The sequence below is a fragment of the Actinomycetota bacterium genome (assembly GCA_040757835.1).
Taxonomy (GTDB): domain Bacteria; phylum Actinomycetota; class Geothermincolia; order Geothermincolales; family RBG-13-55-18; genus SURF-21.
The window spans coordinates 170449-192827 of record JBFLWJ010000003.1 but is presented as its reverse complement, the minus strand read 5'-3'; the positions used below and the strand labels follow the sequence as shown (position 1 = coordinate 192827).

At 64.1% G+C, this 22379-nt stretch carries 18 protein-coding genes and 1 other RNA gene; 14 read left to right on the top strand and 5 right to left on the bottom strand.

Going from position 1 to position 22379, the window contains the following annotated elements; translation table 11 throughout:
• Positions 1-358 precede the first annotated feature (358 nt).
• From AB1384_04815 to AB1384_04765, 11 genes are all read left to right on the top strand, one after another.
• Positions 359-2440, top strand: coding sequence for a hypothetical protein (locus AB1384_04815; GenBank protein MEW6553589.1), 2082 nt, complete (start codon positions 359-361; stop codon positions 2438-2440).
• Positions 2441-2927: 487 nt separating this feature from the next.
• On the top strand, positions 2928-3470 hold the full coding sequence (raiA, locus tag AB1384_04810) for a ribosome-associated translation inhibitor RaiA (GenBank protein ID MEW6553588.1): 543 nt from the start codon (positions 2928-2930) through the stop codon (positions 3468-3470).
• Between the two features lie 102 nt (positions 3471-3572).
• Entirely contained in the window at positions 3573-5162 is a 1590-nt protein-coding gene (locus AB1384_04805) for an HD domain-containing phosphohydrolase (protein ID MEW6553587.1), read from the top strand.
• Positions 5159-6544 carry an HD domain-containing phosphohydrolase gene (locus AB1384_04800; protein MEW6553586.1) on the top strand — a complete coding sequence of 462 codons (1386 nt, stop codon included), beginning with the start codon at positions 5159-5161 and terminating at the stop codon, positions 6542-6544. The genes AB1384_04805 and AB1384_04800 overlap by 4 nt, the downstream gene beginning before the upstream one ends.
• A gap of 201 nt (positions 6545-6745) precedes the next feature.
• Positions 6746-9361 (top strand): preprotein translocase subunit SecA, encoded by a 2616-nt coding sequence (secA, locus tag AB1384_04795; GenBank protein ID MEW6553585.1) that lies wholly within the window; start codon positions 6746-6748, stop codon positions 9359-9361.
• 208 nt (positions 9362-9569) lie between these two features.
• A protein-coding gene (gene prfB / locus AB1384_04790; GenBank protein ID MEW6553584.1) for a peptide chain release factor 2 occupies positions 9570-10671 on the top strand; the annotation gives its coding sequence in 2 pieces (ribosomal slippage) (positions 9570-9638 and positions 9640-10671; 1101 coding nt in all).
• 334 nt (positions 10672-11005) lie between these two features.
• Positions 11006-11836, top strand: coding sequence for a transketolase (locus AB1384_04785; protein MEW6553583.1), 831 nt, complete (start codon positions 11006-11008; stop codon positions 11834-11836).
• Positions 11833-12774: a transketolase family protein gene (locus AB1384_04780; GenBank protein MEW6553582.1), complete on the top strand. Its 942-nt coding sequence runs from the start codon at positions 11833-11835 to the stop codon at positions 12772-12774. Before AB1384_04785 ends, AB1384_04780 begins: the two co-directional genes overlap by 4 nt.
• A gap of 60 nt (positions 12775-12834) precedes the next feature.
• Positions 12835-13509: a cell division ATP-binding protein FtsE gene (gene ftsE / locus AB1384_04775; GenBank protein MEW6553581.1), complete on the top strand. Its 675-nt coding sequence runs from the start codon at positions 12835-12837 to the stop codon at positions 13507-13509.
• A complete protein-coding gene (gene ftsX, locus AB1384_04770) occupies positions 13502-14401 on the top strand; it encodes a permease-like cell division protein FtsX (protein ID MEW6553580.1) in 900 nt (299 codons plus the stop codon). The genes ftsE and ftsX overlap by 8 nt, the downstream gene beginning before the upstream one ends.
• 33 nt (positions 14402-14434) lie before the next feature.
• Positions 14435-15739, top strand: a complete 1305-nt coding sequence (locus AB1384_04765; GenBank protein ID MEW6553579.1) for a S41 family peptidase — start codon at positions 14435-14437, stop codon at positions 15737-15739.
• 249 nt (positions 15740-15988) lie between these two features.
• Here AB1384_04765 and AB1384_04760 read toward each other — a convergent pair whose 3' ends face one another.
• The 3 genes from AB1384_04760 to smpB all read right to left on the bottom strand — a co-directional run bounded on the left by AB1384_04760 (position 15989) and on the right by smpB (position 17180).
• Entirely contained in the window at positions 15989-16177 is a 189-nt protein-coding gene (locus AB1384_04760; protein MEW6553578.1) for a dodecin family protein, read from the bottom strand.
• Positions 16178-16318: 141 nt separating this feature from the next.
• Positions 16319-16663: a transfer-messenger RNA gene (gene ssrA, locus AB1384_04755) on the bottom strand.
• A 43-nt stretch (positions 16664-16706) separates the two neighbouring features.
• Positions 16707-17180, bottom strand: a complete 474-nt coding sequence (smpB, locus tag AB1384_04750) for an SsrA-binding protein SmpB (protein MEW6553577.1) — start codon at positions 17178-17180, stop codon at positions 16707-16709.
• A gap of 291 nt (positions 17181-17471) precedes the next feature.
• Here smpB and AB1384_04745 point away from each other — a divergent pair, with 291 nt between their 5' ends.
• On the top strand, positions 17472-18326 hold the full coding sequence (locus AB1384_04745; protein ID MEW6553576.1) for a hypothetical protein: 855 nt from the start codon (positions 17472-17474) through the stop codon (positions 18324-18326).
• Between the two features lie 109 nt (positions 18327-18435).
• Positions 18436-19161 (top strand): MBL fold metallo-hydrolase, encoded by a 726-nt coding sequence (locus AB1384_04740; GenBank protein ID MEW6553575.1) that lies wholly within the window; start codon positions 18436-18438, stop codon positions 19159-19161.
• A gap of 140 nt (positions 19162-19301) precedes the next feature.
• On the opposite strand, the gene AB1384_04735 is transcribed toward AB1384_04740, so the two are convergent.
• The gene (locus AB1384_04735; GenBank protein MEW6553574.1) at positions 19302-20930 is read right to left on the bottom strand and encodes a GMC family oxidoreductase; all 1629 of its coding nucleotides are present in this window, start codon (positions 20928-20930) and stop codon (positions 19302-19304) included.
• A complete protein-coding gene (locus AB1384_04730) occupies positions 20927-21334 on the bottom strand; it encodes a hypothetical protein (protein ID MEW6553573.1) in 408 nt (135 codons plus the stop codon). The genes AB1384_04735 and AB1384_04730 overlap by 4 nt, the downstream gene beginning before the upstream one ends.
• A gap of 174 nt (positions 21335-21508) precedes the next feature.
• Here AB1384_04730 and murI point away from each other — a divergent pair, with 174 nt between their 5' ends.
• Positions 21509-22372, top strand: a complete 864-nt coding sequence (gene murI, locus AB1384_04725; GenBank protein ID MEW6553572.1) for a glutamate racemase — start codon at positions 21509-21511, stop codon at positions 22370-22372.
• Positions 22373-22379: the final 7 nt, after the last annotated feature.

The window sequence follows — 22379 nt, the reverse complement described above, 5'->3', positions numbered from 1 at the left end:
GCAAGGGGCAGCACAGACGAGGTCGCCCGAACGCCTTGACGAACCGGGCTTGCCGACCTTTCCCGCAAGCAGCCGTGCTTGCCGGGGGGTTTGTATGGGCGACACCCGGGCGGGATCGCTATCCATGAACCATCTCTATGCACAGTTTCGGCCGACCTGGTAGTTTCCCGGGCCACTATCACCGTACGTACACGTGCCAGGCCTGGACATTCGGAAATGTCCAGGCGCTGGGACACCGCCGCGCCGCCCTCAGGGCGTCGCTGTCGCTTACGCGATGCAATCAGCGGAGGCAGACGATATACCTTATAATCACGGCAGGACAAAAACCGGGAGGAGAAAAGGGCGTGGGGCGTTTGCGATGAGAGTCCGGTTCATCGTGCTCGTGCTCATCTTTTTCGCCGCCCTGCTCGTTCCTGGAACACCCATCTACGGTGGCGATGGTGCGGGCGGCAGGAAAGACGTAGCCGACTGGACCATCCTCGGCCTGGACGTGCCGGGGTACAACAGCAGGACCCTTGCCAAGGTACCCCTCGAGGAGAGGCGCTGGATCCGCCACCACAAGATCGAGGTGAGGTGGAGGAACGTGCAGCCCCAGGCGGGGCCCTTTGACTGGAGCCGCTACGACGAGCTGATAGGCGCGGTCCTCGCGGACGGAAGCCAGTCCATAATGCTGGTCCTGGGCGGGCCCATCCCCGCATGGGCCAGGGACGCGGCTTATGGAGAGTTCGCAGACAAGGCCCCGCCCGCGGACCTGGGGCGCTGGCGCGACTTCTGCGCGGCGGCCGCCGAACGCTACGGTCCGGTAGTGGACTTCTACGAGGTATGGAACGAGCCGGGCTGGGACAGCGATGGAGAAGCCTACCGTCTGCTCGGGACCTATCATTTCGGGGGCCAGGTGGAGACGGACTACCTGCCCCTCCTGCAACTGGCGTATACCGCCATCAAGGAAAAGGACCCCTCGGGAATCGTCATCTGCGGCTCCCTGCTCGACACGCTGGCGGACGACCCGGACACGGGCACCGGCCTCTACACCCGCCTCTTCGACGATGCCTCGCGCCCCCGCCAGGAGGCCGCGCTCACGGTGAGGGCGGACGGCGACATCGTGGCCGCACGCACGCTCCGCCTCGTCTGTTCCCGGGACGGACTGCTTGCGGACGGCCTCATGGGCATCGACCCGGGGAGGACCCGGTGGTTCTTCGCGGAGGGCTGCACCAGGTCCGGCTGCGACATGTGGCTCTCCCTTGATAACCGGGAGCGGCAGGAAGCCGCGGTGGCCATCACATACTTCCGCGGTAACGGCACCAGTGAGAGCCGGAATATCAGGGTGCCGGCGAGGTCGAGCCTGGTCTTTCCCGTCTTCGACGAGGGGCTGGGTGTGGGTAGGCACGACTCCAAGCTGGGCGAGGTGTCCATCGCGGTCTCGTCGGACCGGCCCATCATAGCGGAGCGCTCGCTCTACTACCGCCAGGGGGGCACCGTGAAGGAGCGGAACGGCGAGCCAGACGCCTATTCGCCGCGCCGGGAGTGGGCCTGCGAGGACGGCTCCGGGGACTACACCGTAAAGGAGTTCCTGAGCCTTCTGAACACCGGGTCGCAGGCGGTCGAGGCGGAGATCGTATACCGCTTCCCGGACGGCTCAAGCGAGAACAGGCACGTGGAGGTGGCGGCGCAGTCGTGCGGGAGGGTGTCCGTGGCTCCGGGAGTCACCGGGGCATCCTGCGCGGGCGGAGCGTCCATCGAAGTCCGCGGCAGCGCACCCCTGGTGGCGGAGTTATCGCCCCGTTTCTACTGCGGCGATTCATGCAGCGGTGAGTATACTTCGCGGGGCGCGGGCGAGCCCCGCACCCGGTGGGATTTCCCGGCTGGCTACAACCAGTTCTCCATGCGCGACGTCATCAGCCTGTGGAACGGGGGAGAGCGGCCGGTGCGGGCCGGCCTCGATTTCGCCATGGGCAGGGGAGAGGCGCTGCACAAGGAAGTGCTCCTGCAAGCACTCGCCGGGGTCGAGGTGGCGGCCGGGGACATGCTGGGCTTCAACGAGCACTGCGATATGGTAGGGGTCCACCCCTACCGCAGCCCCGGCAACTGGGGGCCCTTCTATGCCAACCTGGTCCAGGCGATGCGCTCCATCGGGGTGGAGAAGGAGGTCGCCGCCACGGAGATAGGCTGGCTCCACCACAAGGACGACCAGCCGGATATGTTCAGCGGGCAGGGGCAGGCCGACGCCATCGGGGACTGGGGCATCGGCCTCCTGAGGCGGGCGGGATGCCGCAAGATCTGGGTCTACAAGGACATGGACGAGAAACCGGGCAGGTCTTGGGACAAGAGTTATTTCGGCCTCTTCAGCTACGACGGCACTCCCCACGCCTCCTGGTCCGCATACAAGCGGTGGCAGGCCGAGAACCCCTCGTACCCGCCGCTGCCGGCCTCCATGCCATAGCTCCGTGACTCGGACGCACAGGCCGGTTCATGTGCATATCACAGGCGCTCACCTTATAATGTATGGGAAGGCTTCGGCCCGGGTCTGTGGTTGAAAGTCGATGCCAGCCGCAGGCGAAACGACCCACGTAAGCCAACTCTTGGTTGGTGAGCATGGTGCGGCTTAGGGGTAAGACCTGCCCGGAACAAACCGGAGAAGCGCATTAGTGGCGGTCGGGCAAAGCCCGCGCGGGATCCCTTCCGCTGCGAGACGCTCGGCAGGCGAGTGTGGGGTCAAAGACCAGGTCAGCCGGGTTTCGAGGCCTTCACTTTTCGGGCCATTTGTTGGCAGAGGGTTGGACGTATGCTAGGCTTATGCGAGTCGAATACGTAAGCGCCGGGTTAAGGCCCGGGGCCGGGATTTGCTTTTCGAATAGGTCCTGAAGAAGGCCCATACCGCCCTTGAACCTGGTATGGGTTTTTTATCGGAGGAGAAGGGAGTGCGGGGGATGCAGATCATCGTCAAGGGCAAGAACATAGAGGTGACCGAGGCGTTGCGAGGATATGCCCTGGAGAAAGTGAGCAGGGTCGAGAAGTACCTCGACCGCATCCTGAAGACGGAGATCGAGATGAGCGTCGAAAGGAACCCCAAGATACAGGACAACCAGGTGGTCGAGGTGACCGTCTTCTCCAGCGGCCCCATCATCCGGGCCAGGGAGTCGGCGGTGGATATGTACCAGGCCATCGACCTGGTGTCGAACAAGCTGGAGCGCCAGGCGCGCAAGGTAAAACAGAAGATGATCGACCGTTCGCACCACGCTAAAAACCCCTTCAAGGAATCGGCGGCCGCGGCGTCAGAGGAGGAAACCGAGGCGGCCATCGTCAAGACCAAGAGTTTCCCGCTGAAGCCCATGATCCCCGAGGAGGCCTGCCTGCAGATGGAACTCCTCGGCCACGATTTCTACGTGTTTATAAACGCCGAGACGGAGGAGACCAACGTGGTATATAGAAGAAGAGATGGGAACTTCGGTTTGATAGAACCGGGAGGATGAGATGCGCAAGTTCATGGATATGATACGCCAGGTCCTGGATTACGTCGTGAGGCGGGGGGCTTCCATGCGCCTCTGATGGGGCGCCCGCGAGGAAGGATGGTCATGGATATAAAGGTCAAGGCCCTGGCCTGTGCGGGACTGGTTGGATCGTTGGGGGTCATACTCTTTCTGACCCTGGCCGGCGATCAGCCGGTCTTCTGGTTCTCGGTGCTGCTGCTGGGGGCCATGGCGGTCATCTGCGAGACCCTGGGCGAGAAGATGGCATCCGGAGGCAGGTCCACCTACGGCATCATCATCCTCTTCGCGGCCATTACCGCCCTCAACACCCCTTCGGCCATGATCGTGGCCCTGGCCGCCGCCTTCCACCTGAGGCTGGCAAGGCGCCGTGACAACCCCTGGGAGCTGGCCGTGAGCGCTGCCATCTACGCCATGTGCACCTGGGCGGCGGCAGCCGTCTATCACGTCCTGGGCGGAGCCACGCGGGCCTTCACCGCCTCGGACTTCGCGGGTTCGCTGGCGCCCACGCTGGCGGCGGCGGCCGTGTTTTGGGCTTTGAACGCCGGCCTGGTGGCGGCGGCCCTGCGCTGGGCCCGGGGTGTCGATCCCGCCGCCTTCTTCAAGGGCGACGCCCTGAGGCTCCTTCCGAACCAGGTGATCTACTCGTTCGTGGGCCTGTTCATGGGCGTGATCTATGCCCAGAACGCGTTCCACGGGGCCGTGGACGCCCTCGGCAACCCCATCGTCGTGGGCTCGGTGGCGGAGTCGTTGCGCGGGATATTCGCCGTGCTCTCGCTCACCGCGGTGCTCGGCGTGGCCTGGTACTTCAGCGGCAAGAACATCGAACTGCTGGAGGCATACGACCGCAGCCTGGAGGTCCTGGTTACCTTCCTGGAGAAGCGCGAGCCCTACCTCGACGGGCACGCGGTGCGGGTGGCGCAGAACGCCGCCCTCATCGCCAGGCAGATGCGGTTCCCGCTCTACGAGACCAACCGCCTGCGCCATGCCGCCCTCCTGCACGACCTGGGCAGTCCCGCCATCCCCCGTGATGTGCTGCTGCAGCCAGCGGCCCTGAGCGAGGAAGAGTTCGAGAAGATAAAACTGCACCCGCTGGAGGGCGCCTCGCGCCTGGAGGAGGTCGAGTACCTCGCGGACATGGCCGAGGCCGTGCGCCACCATCATGAATACTACGACGGCGGGGGATACATAGACCATCTCTCCGGCGATACCATCCCCCTGACCGCCCGCATCATCGCCGTGGCCGACGCCTATGATTCCATGTGCCACCGCAGGCCCTGGAGGGATGCGAAGGGGCACGAACGCGCCCTGGCCGAACTACGGGAGAACAGCGGCAGGCAGTTCGACCCCGAGGTGGTGGAGAGCTTCATCGCCGCTCTGGAGGCGGGCAGGCAGACGGAGGCGGCCTCCGCCACGGTGGCGGAGACGGCCGAGGCCGCTGCGCCGGAGCCGCGTGGGGAGAAAGCGCGGAGAGCCGGCCGCAGGAAGGGCAGGCGAGAGGAGCTGTTGCGAGAGCGGCGCGAGGCGCGGGAACGGCTGGAGAGAGAGGCCCTGAGAGAGATGGAGGGAGCGGGAGGTTCCGAGCTTCCCTTCCCCGGAGGAACGCCGGCAGCCGGACCGGCGGAAGAGTCCGGTCCCGTGGCCGGGAACGAGGGCGGAGGAGGTGAGGCGCCATGAACGACAAGCGCATGAAGGCGCTGCAGTACGTCTCCGTCGCCATCTTCCTGGTGACCCTGGGGGTGTGTGCCCCCTTCTTCTTCTCAAAGCTGGGGGACATGGACCCCGCGCGCACCTTCGGCTTGGTGGCGGTACTCGCCTTCTGCGAGGCATGGAGGGTGCAGTTCCCCTGGGGGAGGCCCCTGCGCCTGGGCATGGCCGCCGTCCTGTGCATCATCGCCATCCGGCCGGTGCCGGAAGTGGTCTTCATCTTCCTGGTGGGAAGCCTGCTGGGCCGGGCTTTCGCGCGTATCCAACGCTCGGGCGAAGGCGATTTTTTCCACATCGTGCAGCGCACCTACATAGTGGCTCTGGCCGGGGTCATCTATCAGTTCATCGCCAACCTCGGATGGGAGGCGATATGGAATCCTTACCCCGCCACCCTCTACGGCCCCGGTCCCGCCACGGTGACCAACGGGGTCCTGGAGTTCCACACCTATTACAATCCGGTTGTACTGCAGAGGGCCCTGGTGTTCCCCATCGCCTTTCTGGTCATGGCCCTCGTCTTCTACCTGGGTGAGATGCTCACCTCGTCCATCGAGACCTCTATGCAGCTGGGCGGCAACTGGCGTATCGTGCTGCCCCAGCACATGCGGCAGACCCTTCCCATCTACCTGGCCATCACCGGCGCGGGGGCCCTCATGGCCCTGTACTTTCCGCGCGTGCCCTGGTTGAACTTCCTCATCTTCTTCATCCCCCTGCTGCTGGTGCGCCTGGAATCGAACCGGGACAAGGAGCTCGACGAGAGGTATTTCCAGACCATGCGCGTGGTCGGCGATGCCTTCGACATCTCCCGTGGCCTGCCGGGGCATTCCGGCCGCGTGAGCAACCTTGCGGCGGAGGTGGCGCGGGAGATGGGCGTGTCGGCGGAGGAGACGCGCAACATCCGGTATGCGGCCGCCCTGCACGATATCGGGCGCATAGAGTACGAGGGTGACGTGGAAGCCCCCGGCCATGCCGAGAAGGGGGCCGAGGTGCTGGAGCAGGTGGCGCGCCTGCGGCCCATCGCTCACATCGTCCGGCATTGCCACCCGGCCTCCGACCTGGAGGCGGGAACCGCACACATCCCCACGGGGTCGAAGATAATCGGTGTGGTCAGCGATTACGACGTGCTGACCAGCCAGCCGAAGAAGGCGCTCGCTCCCCAGGAGGCCCTGGAGGAGATGAGCATGGAGCGGGGCAAGCTCTACGATTCCATCGTGCTGCGTACCCTCTCGCAGGTGGTGGAGTCCCAGACGAAGGCACGCCGGCGGCCGGAGAGGGAGATCACGCAGAGGGCCAGGGTGCTGGAGGAGGAAGAGCTGAAGGAGAGTTTCGAGGAGATATTCAGGGACGAGGACTAACCCCCGTCTAAGGGGTCAGGTCTTGTTTCTTGGATACTCGGGTATCTCAAGGGGCTTTGGGCATATGCCCGCTTGTGACCAGCACTTATGTGTACGCCTTCACGGCGTAATAGGTAAAAGACAGGACCTGACCCCTGGGAGTCCGCTATATTTGGAGACATGAATACAATTACATTCATAGCTGAAGAGGAGTGACGTCTCTTGCTCAAGGCCTTCGGAAAAGTACTGCGCATGGGAGAGCGCAAGCGCCTGGAACAGCTCGCCGAGGTCGTGCAGGCGGTGAACGCGCTGGAGCCCGAGGTGCAGCGGATGAGCGACGCCGAACTGCGCGCCGGCACGGAGCGGTTCCGCGAGAGGATCCGGGACGGGGCCACCCTGGACGAGCTGCTCCCGGAGGCCTTTGCCGCGGTGAGGGAGGCGGCGGTGCGCACCCTTGGACAGCGCCATTTCGACGTGCAGATCATGGGGGGCATCGTCCTCCACCAGGGCAAGATCGCCGAGATGAAGACGGGCGAGGGCAAGACCCTGGTGGCCACCCTGGCCGTCTACCTCAACGCCCTGGAGGGCAAGGGGGTCCACGTGGTTACGGTCAACGACTACCTGGCCCGCCGCGACAGCGAGTGGATGGGCGCCATCTACTCGTTCCTGGGCCTCGACGTGGGGCTCATCCAGGCCCAGATGCCCAAGGAAGAGCGCATGGTGGCCTACGGCGCGGACCTCACCTATGGCACCAACAACGAGTTCGGCTTCGATTACCTGCGGGACAACCTGGAGATAAGGCCGGACCGCATGGTGCAGCGGGGCCACAATTACGCCATAGTGGACGAGGTCGACTCCATCCTCATCGACGAGGCGCGCACCCCCCTGATCATCTCCGGGGCGGCCGAGGAGTCGGCGCGCCTCTACCGCCAGTTCGCGCAGGTGGCGCCGCGGCTGAAGCTGGGGGAGGACTACGAGATCGAGGAGAAGACGCGCACCGTCTCCATCACCGAGGAGGGCATCCACAAGGTGGAGACGATACTGGGGCTGGAGAACCTCTACGACCACCTCAACACCCCCCTGGTCCACCACATGCAGAACGCCCTCAAGGCAAAGGAACATTACCGCCGCGACGTGGACTACGTGGTCACGGAGGGGCAGGTGGTCATCGTGGACGAGTTCACCGGCCGCCTCATGCCCGGGCGCCGCTGGAGCGACGGCCTGCACCAGGCTGTGGAGGCCAAGGAAGGTCTCAAGGTGCGGCAGGAGAACCAGACCCTGGCCACCATCACCCTTCAGAACTTTTTCCGCATGTACGACAAGCTGGCGGGCATGACCGGGACCGCGGCCACCGAGGCCGGCGAGTTCGAGGAGATATACGGGCTGGAGGTGGTGGAGATACCCACCAACCTGCCCATGGTCCGCGACGACGTGAACGACCTCATCTACAAGGGGGAGGAGGCCAAGTTCAGAGCCGTGGTCGAGGACATAGCCGCTTGCTATGAGAAAGGACAGCCGGTCCTGGTGGGCACCATCTCCATCGAGAAGTCCGAGCGCCTCTCGGGAATGCTCAAGAAGAGGGGCATACCCCACCAGGTCCTCAACGCCAAGCACCACGCGCGCGAGGCGGAGATCGTGGCCCAGGCGGGGCGCCTGGGGGCGGTGACCATAGCTACCAACATGGCCGGCCGCGGCACCGACATCATGCTGGGTGGGAACCCGGAAATGCTCGCCCGGCAGAAGCTGGCGGGGAGGGAGGAAGTGAGTGAGGAGGAATACGCGGAGGTCCTCGAGGAGACGCGGCGTGAGTGTGAGGAGGAGAAGAAGAAGGTCGTCGAGGCGGGAGGCCTCTATGTGCTGGGGACGGAACGCCACGAGGCGCGGCGCATTGACAACCAGTTGCGCGGGCGCTCCGGGCGCCAGGGCGACCCCGGACTGTCCCGTTTCTACCTCTCCCTGGAGGACGACCTCATGCGCATCTTCGCTTCCTCGACGGTAGCCTCGCTCATGGACAGGCTGCGTTTGCCGGACGACATGCCCATCGACAACAAGATGGTCACCAAGGCCATCGAGACGGCCCAGAAGAACGTGGAGGCCAACAACTTCGAGGTGCGCAAGAACCTCCTCAAGTACGACGACGTGATGAACACCCAGAGGGAGGTTATCTATGCCGAGCGCGAGCGCCTGCTCCAGGGAGAGGACCTGCATGCGCGCGCCGAGGAGATGATCCCCGAGGCCGTCGCGGCCATCCTGGAGAGGCACATCGACCCCAGTGATCACCCTACGGATTGGGACATGGAGAGCCTCTTCCACAGCCTGCAGGCTCTGTACCCGGTGAGCTTCGACCCCGGGAGTATCGACCTCGAGGCGGTGTCCTACGGGGCACTGGAGGCCGCCCTGGTGGAGGATGCCCTCGAGGCCTACGGTGCGAGGGAGGCGGAGTTCGCGGAGTCGGGGCGCGATATGCGAGAGCTGGAACGCCTGGTCATGCTGCGGGTCATCGACAATCGATGGCGCGACCACCTTTACGACATGGACCACCTGCGCGACAGCGTGGGATTGCGTTCCTTCGCGGGCCGCGATCCCCTGGTGGAATACCAGAACGAGGCCTTCGCGACCTTCCAGGAGCTCATCGCCGGCATCCAGGAGGAGTTTCTGCGCTACATGTTCCACGTCAAGGTGGTGAGGGCCGACGAGAGGCCAGCCCTGCGCGTGGTCGAGGAGGGGGGCAGGGAAGGCGGCGGGAAGAAGGCCGCCGCCCGTTCCCAGAAGGTGGGCCGAAACGCCCCCTGCCCCTGCGGGAGCGGGAAGAAGTACAAGAATTGTTGCGGATCCTGAGGACGTACACGTGCCAGGTCAGGCCTGGAAGCGCCGGGACTGGCGCTGGACACCGCCGCGAGGAGGCATCATGTTGAGGCGTGCCGGTCTATCGAGCTTGCCACGACGGCTTCGCCTCCTCGCAATATGCCTTCCGCTTCGCGAAAGGGCTGGCTTACGCGATACAAGCGACAAGTAGGCGCAAAGACATAGGGATAAGGAGAGAGATGTGCTGAGTGATTACCGCAGCGAGCTGGAGGAGATCGCGGGAAGGCTGGTCAAGATAAAGGAGTATCTTTGACATAGAGGGAAAGCGGGCGGAGGCGGAGGAGTTGGAGAAAGAGTCCGCCCGCCCGGACCTCTGGGACGACCAGGACAACGCACGCCGCGTCCTGGGGCGGCTCTCGGCTTTAAAGGACACCGTGGAGACCTGGGAGAGGCTGGCGTCGGAGCGGAGGGAACTCGAGGAGCTCGCTCAACTGGCGCAAGACGAGAACGATGCCAGCCTGACCACCGATATCGGGAAGGGTGTAGCCAGGCTGCAGCGGGAGGTGGACCGCCTCGAGGAGGAGAGCCTGCTCTCGGGCGAGTTCGACTCCCACGACGCCATCGTCAGCATCCACCCCGGGGCCGGGGGTCTGGAGTCGCAGGACTGGGCGGAGATGCTGCTGCGAATGTACTTGCGCTGGGCCGACGCGCGCGGCTTCAAGGCCGATCTCAACGACCTGCAGCCGGGCGAGGGCGGCGGCATCAAGAGCGCCACCTTCACCGTACACGGCCGCTTCGCTTACGGGCTCTTCCTCTCCGAGAAAGGCGTGCACCGCCTGGTGCGCATATCCCCCTACGACGCCTCGAGCCGCCGTCACACCTCCTTCGCGTCCCTGGACGTGATCCCCATGCTGGACAAGGAGGAGAGCATCGAGATCGACCCCAAGGACTTGCGGGTCGAGACCTACCGTTCGAGCGGTGCTGGAGGGCAGCACGTCAACGTCACCGACTCCGCCGTGCGCATCACCCACCTGCCCACGGGAGTGGTGGTGTCGTGCCAGAACGAGCGCTCGCAGATATCCAACCGCGCCACGGCCATGCGTATCCTCGAGGCCCGCCTCGCCGACCTCGCCCGCCGCGAGCGCGAGAAGGAGATCGAGAAGCTGCGGGGGGAGAAGATGGGCATCGGTTTCGGGAGCCAGATACGCTCCTACGTGCTGCACCCCTACCGCATGGCCAAGGACCACCGCACCGACCTGGAGATAGGCAACGTGGACGCGGTGCTCGACGGCGACCTCGACGAACTCATAGACGCCTACCTGCGCTGGAAAGCCGCGCGTTAAGGGGTAAGGTCTTGTTTTTATGATGCGCACATCGGAATGCTGCTTACAAAAGCGCTGGTTAACGAGGTGAAATATGGTATTTAATGGAATACATACCGGAGTATCCAAGAGACAAGACCTGACCCCTTGGATTTTGCAGGAGAATCTTTTCGCGCGGTCGAAATATCACGGGAACTGACGTGGCTCCTCTGAGCGTGATAAACTACTCCCTCGAGAGCCTGGAGGGTTTACTCGCGTCACGGGACAAAGGTCTGGGCAACGGTTGAGGGACAGGCCGCCGGAGAGGCCGGGACGGGAGCGTGGACGCCCCGCGCAAGGATCGAAAGGGGTCGTTTTGCAGAAGGCGGACGACAAGCTCCGGGAACGTCTGGAAGGTATTGCCAGGGACGTACGCTGGGACATCGTGCGCATGATCGGGCTGGCCCAGAGCGGCCACCCGGGGGGTTCTCTCTCCTGCGCGGACATACTGGTCTGCCTGTATTTCCATGCCATGAACCACGACCCGCTGAACCCGGACTGGGCCGACCGCGACCGCTTCGTGCTCTCCAAGGGACATGCCGCCCCCGCCCTCTACGCGGTGCTGGCGAGGTGCGGCTACTTCGACCGCGAGGAGCTGTGGCACCTCCGCCGCCTGGGCTCCATCCTGCAGGGACACCCCGACCGCCTCAAGACCCCGGGGGTGGAGATCTCCACCGGTTCACTGGGACAGGGGCTGGCGGCGGCGTGCGGCATGGCCCTGGGCCTGCGCATGGACGGCAACCCTGCGCGGGTCTACGCGCTGGTGGGCGACGGTGAGAGCCAGGAGGGGAGCATCTGGGAGGCCGCCATGCTGGCGAATCACCAGTGCCTCGACAACCTCGTCGCCGTGCTGGACAACAACGGCCTGCAGATAGATGGCGACTGCTGCGAGATAATCGACCTCGGGGATATCGCGGCCAGGTGGCGTTCCTTCGGCTGGGAGGTGGAGGAGGTGGACGGCCACGACATCATGGAGGTCTGCGGGGCACTGGACCGCGCCACGGCCGTGGACCGTCCGGCGATGATCGTGGCCCACACCATCAAGGGCAAGGGGGTCTCTTTCATGGAGAACAAGGTGGACTTCCACGGCAAGGCGCCCACGCCCGAGGAGATGGAGGAGGCGCTGAGGGAGATCGAGGGCTCATGAAGGCGTCGACGGAGATGAAGAACACGCGGGACGGCTATGCCGCCGCCCTGCTGGAACTGGGGGAGAGGGACCAGCGCGTCGTGGTGCTCGACGCCGACCTGGCCAAGTCCACCCAGACGGAGAAGTTCAAGAAGAGCTTCCCGGACCGTTTCGTGGACTGCGGCGTTGCGGAGCAGAACCTCATGGCCACCGCGGCCGGCCTGGCCGCCGTGGGCAAGATCGCCTTCGCCTCCACCTTCGCCATCTTCGCCACCGGGCGCGCCTACGACCAGGTGCGCAATACCATCGCCTACTCCGACCTGAACGTGAAGATCTGCGCCAGCCACGGCGGCATCACCGTAGGCGAGGACGGCTCGTCCCACCAGGCGCTCGAGGACATCGCGTTGATGCGGGCGGTGCCGCGCATGAAAGTCATCGTCCCCGCCGACTTTTACGAGACCCGCGAGGCCGTGAAGGCGGCGGCCGCCATCGAGGGACCGGTCTACGTGCGCATCGGCCGCCCCAAAGTGCCGGTGATCTTCGGCGAGGATTACCGCTTCGAGTTCGGCAAGGCCCTGGTGCTGCGCCCGGGACGGGACGTCACCGTACTCGCCTGTGGTTTCATGGTGCACAAGGCGCTGGAGGCGGCGGAAGAGCTGGCGGCGGAGGGCACAGAGGCCGAGGTCATCGACGTGCACACCATAAAACCCCTGGACGCGGAGGGTATCCTGGCTTCGGCCGCGCGCACGGGGCGCGTGGTGACCTGCGAGGAACATTCGGTCATGGGAGGGATGGGAGGCGCGGTCGCCGAACTCTTGGGAGAGGAGATGCCCCTGCCCATGCGCAGGGTGGGCATCAGGGACACCTTCGGTACTTCGGGCACGGCGGACGAGCTTGTGGAACATTTCAAGCTAGGGTCCCGTCACATCGCCGAAGTGGTACGCGCCCTCTGCGGGTAGTAAAATGATGCGGTTGGCGTCCGGGAAGCGCGGCGGAGGAGATGATACGGTTTGATCCGGATGAGGAGGGTCACCAAGGTATATAAGGGCAACGTCTACGCCCTCGAGGACGTCACCGTGGATATCGAGCGCGGTGAGTTCGCCTTCCTGGTGGGGCCGTCGGGCTCCGGGAAGAGCACCTTCATCAAGCTGTTGATCAAGGAAGAGGAGCCCACCGGGGGGCAGATCTACATCGCCGACACCAACATCAACCAGCTGCGCAAGTGGAAGGTGCCCTACCTGCGCCGCAAGATCGGGTGCGTGTTCCAGGACTTCAAGCTCCTGCCCCATAAGACCGTATACCAGAACGTCGCCTACGCCATGGAGGTTACCGGCAAGTCCCACCGCTTGGCGGAGCAGCAGGTGCCGGAAGTGCTCAAGCTGGTAGGCCTGGGCCACAAGCTCGACTCCTTCCCCGACGAGCTCTCCGGCGGCGAGCAGCAGCGCGTAGCCATCGCGCGGGCCTTCATCAACCGCCCCCCCATCCTCCTCGCCGACGAGCCGACGGGAAACGTGGACCCCTCGCTGGCTGATGGCATCGTGCGCCTGCTCGAAAAGATCAACGACAGCGGGACCACGGTGATAATGGCCACCCACGACAAAGGGATAGTGGACACCTTCCGTAAGCGGGTCATCGCCATGGAGAACGGGCGCATCATCCGCGACCAGGACAGAGGCGTGTACGGGTATGAATAAGATAACCTACTTCGCCTCCGAGACCTGGGGGTCCCTGCGCAAGAACCTCATCCTGGCCGTGGCGGCTATAGCCGTGGTGGCGGTATCCCTGGGCATCCTGGGGCTGGTGGTCATGGGCTGGGACATGTTCAGCAACATGATCAAGAACGCCGAGCGCAAGGTGGGGGAGGTCGACGTCTACCTCTCCGACCTCGCCTTGCAGGAGGAGATCGACGCCATATATGCGTTCCTGGTGAGCATCCCGGAGGTGGACCCGAACAGGGTGGTCTTCAAGGACAAGGAGACGGCCCTGCAGGAGTTCAAGGAGAGGTTCAAGGACCAGCCGGAGCTGTGGGAATACATCACCGAGAACCCGCTGCCAAACTCGTTTGAGGTCATGACCAAGGACCCCAAGGACGTGGGCAAGGTGGTGGGGGAGATACAGAACAACGCCCCTTACCCCGAACGTATCGAGGACATCAAGTCGGCCAGCTCGGCCATTGAGAAGCTGGAGAACATCTTCGACAAGTTCCGCCAGATCGGCATCATCGGGGTCATCGCCATGGCCATCATCGCCGTGTTGTTGGTCTCGGTGACCATCCAGGTCGCCATCTTCGCGCGGCGCAGGGAGATAGGAATCATGAAGCTGGTGGGGGCCACCAACTGGTTCATCCGCTGGCCTTTCATCATGGAGGGCGTGTTCGAGGGCCTGGTGGGCGCGCTGGTCGCCATCCTGGTGGTGCTGTCCGTCAAGGTCTGGATACTGGACAAGCTCATCGAGAACCTGGAGTTCCTGCGTCTCTCGCTTTCCCCCGGACTGCTGTGGGTGCTCATCCCAGTCATGATCGTCATGGGCGTGATCATCGGCGCCCTGGGCAGCGCCTATGCCCTCGGGCGCTTCCTGGAGGTGTAGCCCGCGGGGCGCGCGCGCCGGGGCGGTCAGGAAATGGCATACCCAACGCAAGACCCCAGGGCCCGGCGGGACCGCACCATCATCATCGTTGCGGTCGTGCTCTCCCTGCTCCTGGTAGGCGCCTGTTTCGCCGTCCCCTACCTCCTTACGAACGATTCCTCCTCCTCGGACGATAACGGGTCAGCGCCTTCCGCGCAGCCGGACGGAGAAACGCGGGAACTCGAGGAGTTCCTCGAGAACAACTCCTCCTTCAGCGATGCGCAGGACATCGTGGAGACGAACTACGTCGACGAGGTGGACGGAAACGACCTGCTGTACGCCGGTGCACGCGGCATCGAGCGCATGGCTGACGAGGGGGAGGACGATGATGTCCTGGTGGACCGGGGCATAACTGCGATGATCGACTTCCTGGACGATCCCCACTCCTCCTTCATGAGCGAGGAGGAGCTGACCATACTCGATACCCAGCTCTCCGGCCGCCTTTCCGGCATCGGGGTGGCGATGGATATGGTGAAGAACGAGGTCCGGGTGGTGAGGGTGCTGGAGGGCACGCCGGCCCAGGAGGTAGGGCTGCAGGAGGGGGACATCGTCAAAGAGGTGGACGGCCAGGACATAACCGGCATGCAGCTCGATGAGGTGGTCTCGATGATCAGGGGCCCGGAGGGCACCACGGTGAGGCTGGGACTGGTCAGGCCGCCCTCCTCGGACCTCATCTACTACGACATCGTGCGGCGGGAGATAGAGATACCCGTGGTCGAGATGGAGATGAAGGAGGGGGGAGTGGGATACCTTCAGCTGACCGACTGGACGGAGGACGTGGACGTCCGGATATCCGAGGCCCTGGCGCAGCTGAAAAGCCAGGGCGCCGATTCCCTCATCATCGACCTAAGGTCCAATCCCGGAGGGTACATGGAGCCCGCCATCAAGGCCGCCGACATGTTCCTGCGCGACGGGATAATCGTATCGTCCCGGGGGCGCATCGCCGGCGCCACCAAAGAGTACACGGCCGACGGCGAGGTGGAGTGGGACCTGCCGGTGATCATCCTGGTGGACCGCGGCAGCGCCAGCTCGTCGGAGATATTCGCCGCGGCGTTGCGTGAGAACGGGCGCTGCATCCTGGTGGGGGAGACCACCTTCGGCAAGGGGTCCATCCAGAAGATATTCCGGCAGCCCGACGGCAGCGGCCTCAGGCTGACCATCGCCCGCTACTACACGCCCAGCGGTGCCAGCATCGACGACGAGGGCATAACCCCTGACGAGCTGGTGAAGAACCCGGTCATGGGCGATGAGGACCTGCAGTTGGAGAAGGCCCTGGAGCTCGCCCAGGCCGGCCTTTAGTTCTTTACCGGCCTAAGCCCGGGGGTAACGGTCTTCGCGAAACACTCGCAGTCCACATATCCTGATCTGAGCCCTCGTCCGTATATACTGCTCGCGAAAATCGCTTCAGACCGACCCCCGGATCTCGGGCCAGGGATTTTACTGAAGGAGTTGCCTGAACGCGCGAGCTCCAGGGTCGGATGGTTTTATATAGACGGCACCCGGACGGGCGGCTGTGAGGTTTCGGCATTGCGATGCGCGGTCGGCTCGCTACTCGACGGCCACTTTGAGGACGACCTGGAACTCCTTGATCTCGCCGTCTCTGACCGAGCCCCTCTCCTCCACGACCTGAAAGAAATGCACTACCTCGCCCCTGGCGATGAGGGCTTCCACGGCTTCCCTGACCGCCTCCGAATAGCCCAGTGGCGAACTCCCGACGACCTCGATGAACTTCAGCATAGGGCCTCCTGACGTCATCAATGCTGAACGGATAACGAAACGACAGCTGCGTGCTTACGCTGGCCTTTGGTAATGGCAAGTGGGGTCAGGAAAAATCCTGACCCCAACCTACGGTGAACGGATCTGTCGGTCTTATCAAAATGGTGGAGGCGGGGGGAGTCGAACCCCCGTCCAGAAACCCGGCCAGGTGGGCTCTACGAGCGTATTCGCCGCTTATTTTTCACCGCCGGCGCGCCCGGCGAAAGGCCTGCCGTCGGCTATCCCGGAAAGCTGTCCCTCGGCCTTAACGGGAGTGGGGCCTCGGTGATCCCGCTGCATGACGCCCCTTCCCCGGTCGCGGGCCCCCCGGAGAGGGACGGGCCGCTTACGCAGCCAGTGCTAACTCGCTGTCAGCGTTTATTTTGTTTTCCCGATTGCTGACGAGGCTCGGGCCCCCGGCTCGCTCCCGCGCTGTCCGCCGATCCCTGTCGAAGCCGTTTCGCCCCCAGATTTTCAAAGTGCGTGGGAATGAAGTCCCAACTAGATTCTATCACTCTTCGCGCCTTCTGCCGCTGGATTTCATCATCCTCTCCATGTCGCGGCGGGCCTCCCTCTCCATGATGTCGCGGCGCCGGTCGGCCTGGGCCTTGCCGCGGGCCAGGCCCAGCTCGACCTTTATCTTGCCCCTCTCGTTCAGGTAGAGGCTGAGCGGGACCAGGGTATAGCCCTTCTCGGCGACCTTTCCGGTAAGCCGTTGTATCTCCTGTCTGTGCAGGAGGACCTTCTTCTCGCGCAGGGGTTCGTGGTTGAAGGCGCCGCCGTGGCTGTAGGGGGCGATGTGCATGTTCTCGATGAACAGCTCGCCTCCCCGCAGCCGGGCGAAGCTGTCGCGAAGGTTGGCCCTGCCCTCGCGGATGGACTTGACCTCGGAACCCAGAAGGGCCAGGCCCGCCTCGAACTTCTCTTCTATGTGGTAGTCGTGCCTGGCCTTGCGGTTCTCAGCCAGGGTCTTCACTCTGCCCATGATCTCCTCCTCCGGCAGCATTATCATACCTCAAGCCGCAACAGCGCATAAAACGCGCCCGGTAGCCCCGGGAGACGTCTCCCCAAACGTGTCCATGCAGGCTGTGTGCCATGCCATGGCGCCTGCGGACCGGGAAAAACAGAAACCGCGCGGATTGTCTGGTGCACTTTGAAACATGCACCGATAATAAAGTTAGCGAGCTGACGCAACCTGCACCGACGGTTGGGTCCGCCCGCTGATGTCAGGCAGAAGCCAGTAACAGAGATCGGATAAACGCCTGGAGGTGGGGCGATGTCAGCGCAGCGTGGTCACGAGATGCGGAAATTCCTCATAGCCATCTCGGCCCTGGTGGTCTTGCTCATCGTCATAGTGATCGTATTCACTTCCCTGGATTCCATCTCGCGCATAAACAGGGAGATGGAGAAAGAGGAGGAAAGGGTCACACTTCAGCTGGTCGACTACATGAAAGAGTCGCTCAGCGAAACCGCGGCGACGGGCTCCAATCCTGAGCTGATGGAGGGCATACTCAACCCGGAGCTTCTCTACAGCAGGGATATAAGCGATCAACTCAAGCTATTGCAGTTCCTGACCGAGGTACAGCGGGCCCAGTTCGCCGCGGACTATCTCGCTTATGTATCTGGTGGGATGGTCCTCTCCTCCAGCACGAAAGAAGGAGTTGAGATCACGGAATTCCCTACCGAGATGCCCGCGGATGAATTCGAAGTGCTCGAGGAACTTGGCGGCAGGCAGGGGACTTTCGTCGTGGTCTTCCAGCCAACCGATCTCAGCCCCCTCGCGGAGGACGAGTTCGTCAGCCTCGCCGTGGACCGCACAAAGCAGTTCGAGGCCATGCGGGACTTCTACGCCGACGAAAAGTCCGACCTTATAACGCGCCAGATCATCATAGGGATAGTGGCCGTGGCGGTCGCGGCGCTCCTTACGACCCTGGGGGTCTATTTCCTCACCCGCCGCTATATCACCGCCCCCATCGAGAAGCTCTCCACCGACGCCCATTCCATCATGGAAGGGACATTCCGAGGCCAGGTGGAAGTGGTGGAGGAGAGCGACTACGCGGACATCCAGAGGCTGCTGCAGAGCGGCAAGGTATTAATGGAGAAGATGGAGGAAGCCCAGGGCGACGACTAACACCGCTCTTCTCACGGGGGCGCGGATCGCCGCGCCCCCTTTTTTCTTGCCCGGAGTGCTATGCTATACGCCGTAGGAACAGGCGGATCCGCGACACGGGAGAATCCATATGCTGGCGAAGATAAAGCGGGACCTCTACCGCATCAGGGGGTCCTTCGGTTCCAATATTTACGTGATAACCGACGGCGGGATGGTCCTTGTGGACGGCGGTTTCCCCATGGACCTGCCGGTCATCCACCTGGGCCTGAAGGCGCTGAAGGCAACGCCGAAGGATATCGACCTGGTCATCGCCACCCACTATCACGGCGACCACACGGGCACCGTGGCGGGCATGCGCCGCAGGTACGGGACGAAAGCCGCCATGCACCCCGAAGACGGAGGTTACGCCGGCGGCCGGATACCCCAGGAGACCACCGAGGTGCCCTTCGCCACGCTGCTCTTCTATACCGCGCTCTGGCCCCTCTTCCGCTACCGCCACTTCCAGACCGACCGCTACCTGGAGGAAGGGGAGACCATAGATCTTCTGGGGGGTCTTGAGGTCCTGCATACGCCGGGCCATTCCCCCGGCAGCGTATGCCTTTACGGCGCCGCTCAGGGCCTGCTGTTCAGCGGCGACCTGGTGCGCAACGAGCGGGGCGTGCTCGAGGGCCCGCCTCCCCATTACACCCCCGACGAGCCCGCGGCCTGCCGCTCACTGCGGAGGTTGTCTTCGCTGGACTTCGAGGTGCTGCTGCCGGGCCACGGCAGGGTCATCCCATCGGGCGCAGGGGACCGCTACCGCAAGCTCCTCGAAGAAGGGAAGATCTGGCCGCTCAACTCGTCCCTCGCTTCTTGATCCAACCTCGGCCCTGGAAGTTCGGATCTGCTATGCCGTTTGGGGATCCATAGGTCCAACGCAATACACATGTAACGGCGACTGGGGCCAGTATAAATGCTGGCCCCAGCGCTACGCATCGCCGGCCACCGGCGTAGGACTTATAATAACCCAACCTCTTGGTCGGCGTGGCGCGCCCGGGTCTCTTTTTCCCGGCGCAGGCGGCTGCGCAGACGGTCGAGACGGCCGGCGCTTTCCCTCGGGGCGGACGCCTCGTTCAGGCGGTCGTCGATGAAGCCGGCGGTGCGCAGGGCCAGGGACATGATGGTCAGTTGCGGATTGACCCCCAGGGACGTCGGCAGCACACTGGCGTCGCATATGAAGAGGTTCTCGACCTCCCAGGTCTCGCCGGAACTCCTGACCACGGAGTGATAGGGGTCCGCGCCCATGCTGCAGGTGCCCATGGGGTGATAGGCGGTGAGGCCGTAGACGCTGGCCCGCTTGAGGTGGGTGCGGGCGAGCCTGCTCACGTCGCGCGGGCCGGACAGCTCCTTGAAACCGTCGATTGGGGTGTAGACGCGCCTGGCCCCCGCCGCGAACCAGATCTCCGCCATGAGCAGCACCGAGCGCTTCACCCTCTCCATGTCCCCGCGTCCCATGTTGTAGAAGATCAAGGGCTGGCGCGCCGAGGGCCCCGCGACGACCTTTCCCGCGGAATCGTGCTCGCTGATCATGGAGCCGAAATAGCCCAGGTAAGGATACCTGCTCATGGTCTCCGCATGGCGCCTTCCTCCCCAGGGCAGGGTGATGGCCGTCACCGCGGGCGGGAGGTTGACCCCCTCGAGCATGATCCCGTCCGCCGCGAACTCGTCCACGTAGGTGCTCTGGGGTATGCCCTTGGGGTTCTCCATCGGTTCGTCCATGAGGGCCATGGCGGCGCCGCAGGGGTGGATCGAGAGGTTCCTGCCGACCCTGCCAGACGAAAGGCAGATGCGGTTGTGCATGAGCAGCGAGGGCGTCTGGATGGCCCCGCCCGCGAGCACAACCACCGGTGCCTCCACTTCCATGCGGTAGGTCTTGCGGCCGCTGCGCGGGTCGAGGAAGTGGCCGCGTACCCCGGTGGCTTTACCGTTCCTGACCACGATGTGTTCGGCACGGCAGCGCGTGTACACGTCGGCGCCGGCCTTCACCGCATCGGGGATGTAGGAGACGTTGACGCTCTGCTTCGCTCCGGAGGGGCAGCCGTACGCGCACACGCCGTAGCCCTCGCAGTCCTTGGCGTTGCGCGGGAGAAAGCCGCCGGAGTAGCCGAGCTTCTCGGCGGCGCGCAGGAAGGTGAGGTTGTTCTTCCCTGCCACCTCGGGATCGGCGCGCTTGACGAAGAGGTACTCCTCGACCGCGCTATACAGGAGGTTCATCTCATCCTCGGTGAGGTCCCTGAGCCCGCATTCGAGGTGCCAGCGCTTGAGCACGTGGCGGGGCACGCGCAGGCAGGTCCCGGAGTTGATGGTGGTGGTGCCGCCCACCGTCTTGCCCTGGGGCACGACGATGACGGGAAGGCCCAGGGTGACGGTCTGGCTGGCGTCCCGGTAAAGGCGCGTGAACGCCTGCCCGGGCCTGAAATCGAAGTCTTCACGCGTGAAGTAGCCGCCTTCCTCCAGCACCACGACGCTGTATCCAGCCTCCGCCATCTCCTTGGCGATGGGGCCTCCGCCGGCACCGGAGCCGATGATGACCACGTCGGCCCCGCGCCTGATGTTGCCCGTCAGCTCCTCCGGTGTGATGATCATCGCTGCACCCCCCGCTTCGCTGCTTCCTCGCGCAAGGCAAGGACGTCGAATCCCAGCGGCGCCTGCATATCGTCACGGTTGTAGTGGGCCATGTAAACGGGGGTGCCGAGGACGGTGGGTATGGCGCTGAGCGCGGATACACGGTGGGAGTAGAGGGATTGTATGAACTCGTCGGCCTCATCGGGAGGTAGCGCGTAGATCGACTTGCGGCGCGTTACGAAACAGAGGGCCTGCAGTACGAACATCAAGGTGTAGAAGATGGCGCGGAAGGCGGGGGTGCCCGCCTGCAGGAACTCCCGGCTGAACTCTATCACGTCGTCCGGGTCGGCGGGGGGAAGCCCGTCCACCGGCTCGATCAATATGGGCGCGAGGCGCCGCAGCCTGTTCATAAGGTAGTCCCTCATCACGTCCTCCCTCGTTTTCTCTCCCCGGTCCCTTGTGGTCCACCGCTATTGAACATCTTATGCCCATATTGTATGAAGGTCAATGCCGGCACTCTCCCCGGACCGGGCGCGCCAGCAGACCGGCGGGGGTGTGCTAGAATCTAATGATGTTTCGGTCGTGAGGAGTAAGTCAATATGTCCGCCCCCGTGGAGCGGGCGGAGAAGAGGAGGAAGGAAGGCTTGAACGACGCTCCCATCGGTATATTCGACTCCGGCGTGGGCGGCCTAACGGTGATGAAGGCCGTGATGCGGAGGCTTCCGTACGAGTCCATCTGCTATTTCGGGGACAACGCTCGTGGGCCCTACGGCCCCCGAGACCTCAGGGAGATCCGCGAATTCGCCCTGGAGATAGCCGTCTTCCTGGAGGACCTGGGGGTTAAGCTCATCGTCATCGCCTGCAATTCCGCCACCTCCGCCGGGCTGCTGGAGGTGCAGCGCAGGTGCCGTGTGCCGGTGCTGGGGGTGCTGGAGCCGGGGGCGCGGGGGGCGGTGCAGGCCACCCACAACCGCCGCATCGGGGTCATCGGCACCCAGGCCACCATATCCAGCCGCGCCTACCTCAAGGCAATCCACGCCCTGGACGCCGGGGCCAAGGTGCACTCGCGTGCCTGCCCCTCGCTGGTGGACTTCGTGGAGAGGGGCGAGGTCGAGGGCCCGGGGGTGCGGGAGGAGGTGCGCCGCTACCTCGCCCCCCTCTTGAGGCGCGGCGTGGATACCCTCATCCTGGGGTGTACCCACTACCCGCTCATCAGCGGGGTGATCGGCGAGGAGGCCGGGGGCGGCGTGAGCCTGATCAGCTCGGACGAGGAGGTGGCCAGGGAAGTGGAGGAGAACCTGGTGCGCAGGGGGTACCTGCGCGGTTCCCCCGTGCCACCCTCTTACCGCTTCATGTGCTCCGGCGATATCGAGCAGGCCATCGGCCTGGGCCGTATATTCCTGGGGCCCGAGGTGGAGAAGGTCGAGAGGGTGCGGCTGCCCCTGCGGGTAGCGGCGGGGTAAACAGCAG

Excerpts from the sequence above, each read along its gene's own strand:
- AB1384_04805 (MEW6553587.1), top strand. The coding sequence starts at position 3,573 with ATGGATATAAAGGTCAAGGCCCTGGCCTGTGCGGGACTGGTTGGATCG.
- ftsX (MEW6553580.1), top strand. The coding sequence starts at position 13,502 with ATGAATAAGATAACCTACTTCGCCTCCGAGACCTGGGGGTCCCTGCGC.
- AB1384_04800 (MEW6553586.1), top strand. The coding sequence starts at position 5,159 with ATGAACGACAAGCGCATGAAGGCGCTGCAGTACGTCTCCGTCGCCATC.
- AB1384_04760 (MEW6553578.1), bottom strand. The coding sequence starts at position 16,177 with ATGCTGAAGTTCATCGAGGTCGTCGGGAGTTCGCCACTGGGCTATTCG.
- ftsE (MEW6553581.1), top strand. The coding sequence starts at position 12,835 with ATGAGGAGGGTCACCAAGGTATATAAGGGCAACGTCTACGCCCTCGAG.
- AB1384_04765 (MEW6553579.1), top strand. The coding sequence starts at position 14,435 with ATGGCATACCCAACGCAAGACCCCAGGGCCCGGCGGGACCGCACCATC.
- AB1384_04780 (MEW6553582.1), top strand. The coding sequence starts at position 11,833 with ATGAAGGCGTCGACGGAGATGAAGAACACGCGGGACGGCTATGCCGCC.
- smpB (MEW6553577.1), bottom strand. The coding sequence starts at position 17,180 with ATGGGCAGAGTGAAGACCCTGGCTGAGAACCGCAAGGCCAGGCACGAC.
- AB1384_04745 (MEW6553576.1), top strand. The coding sequence starts at position 17,472 with ATGTCAGCGCAGCGTGGTCACGAGATGCGGAAATTCCTCATAGCCATC.
- AB1384_04730 (MEW6553573.1), bottom strand. The coding sequence starts at position 21,334 with ATGAGGGACTACCTTATGAACAGGCTGCGGCGCCTCGCGCCCATATTG.
- AB1384_04740 (MEW6553575.1), top strand. The coding sequence starts at position 18,436 with ATGCTGGCGAAGATAAAGCGGGACCTCTACCGCATCAGGGGGTCCTTC.
- raiA (MEW6553588.1), top strand. The coding sequence starts at position 2,928 with ATGCAGATCATCGTCAAGGGCAAGAACATAGAGGTGACCGAGGCGTTG.
- murI (MEW6553572.1), top strand. The coding sequence starts at position 21,509 with ATGTCCGCCCCCGTGGAGCGGGCGGAGAAGAGGAGGAAGGAAGGCTTG.
- AB1384_04815 (MEW6553589.1), top strand. The coding sequence starts at position 359 with ATGAGAGTCCGGTTCATCGTGCTCGTGCTCATCTTTTTCGCCGCCCTG.
- AB1384_04735 (MEW6553574.1), bottom strand. The coding sequence starts at position 20,930 with ATGATCATCACACCGGAGGAGCTGACGGGCAACATCAGGCGCGGGGCC.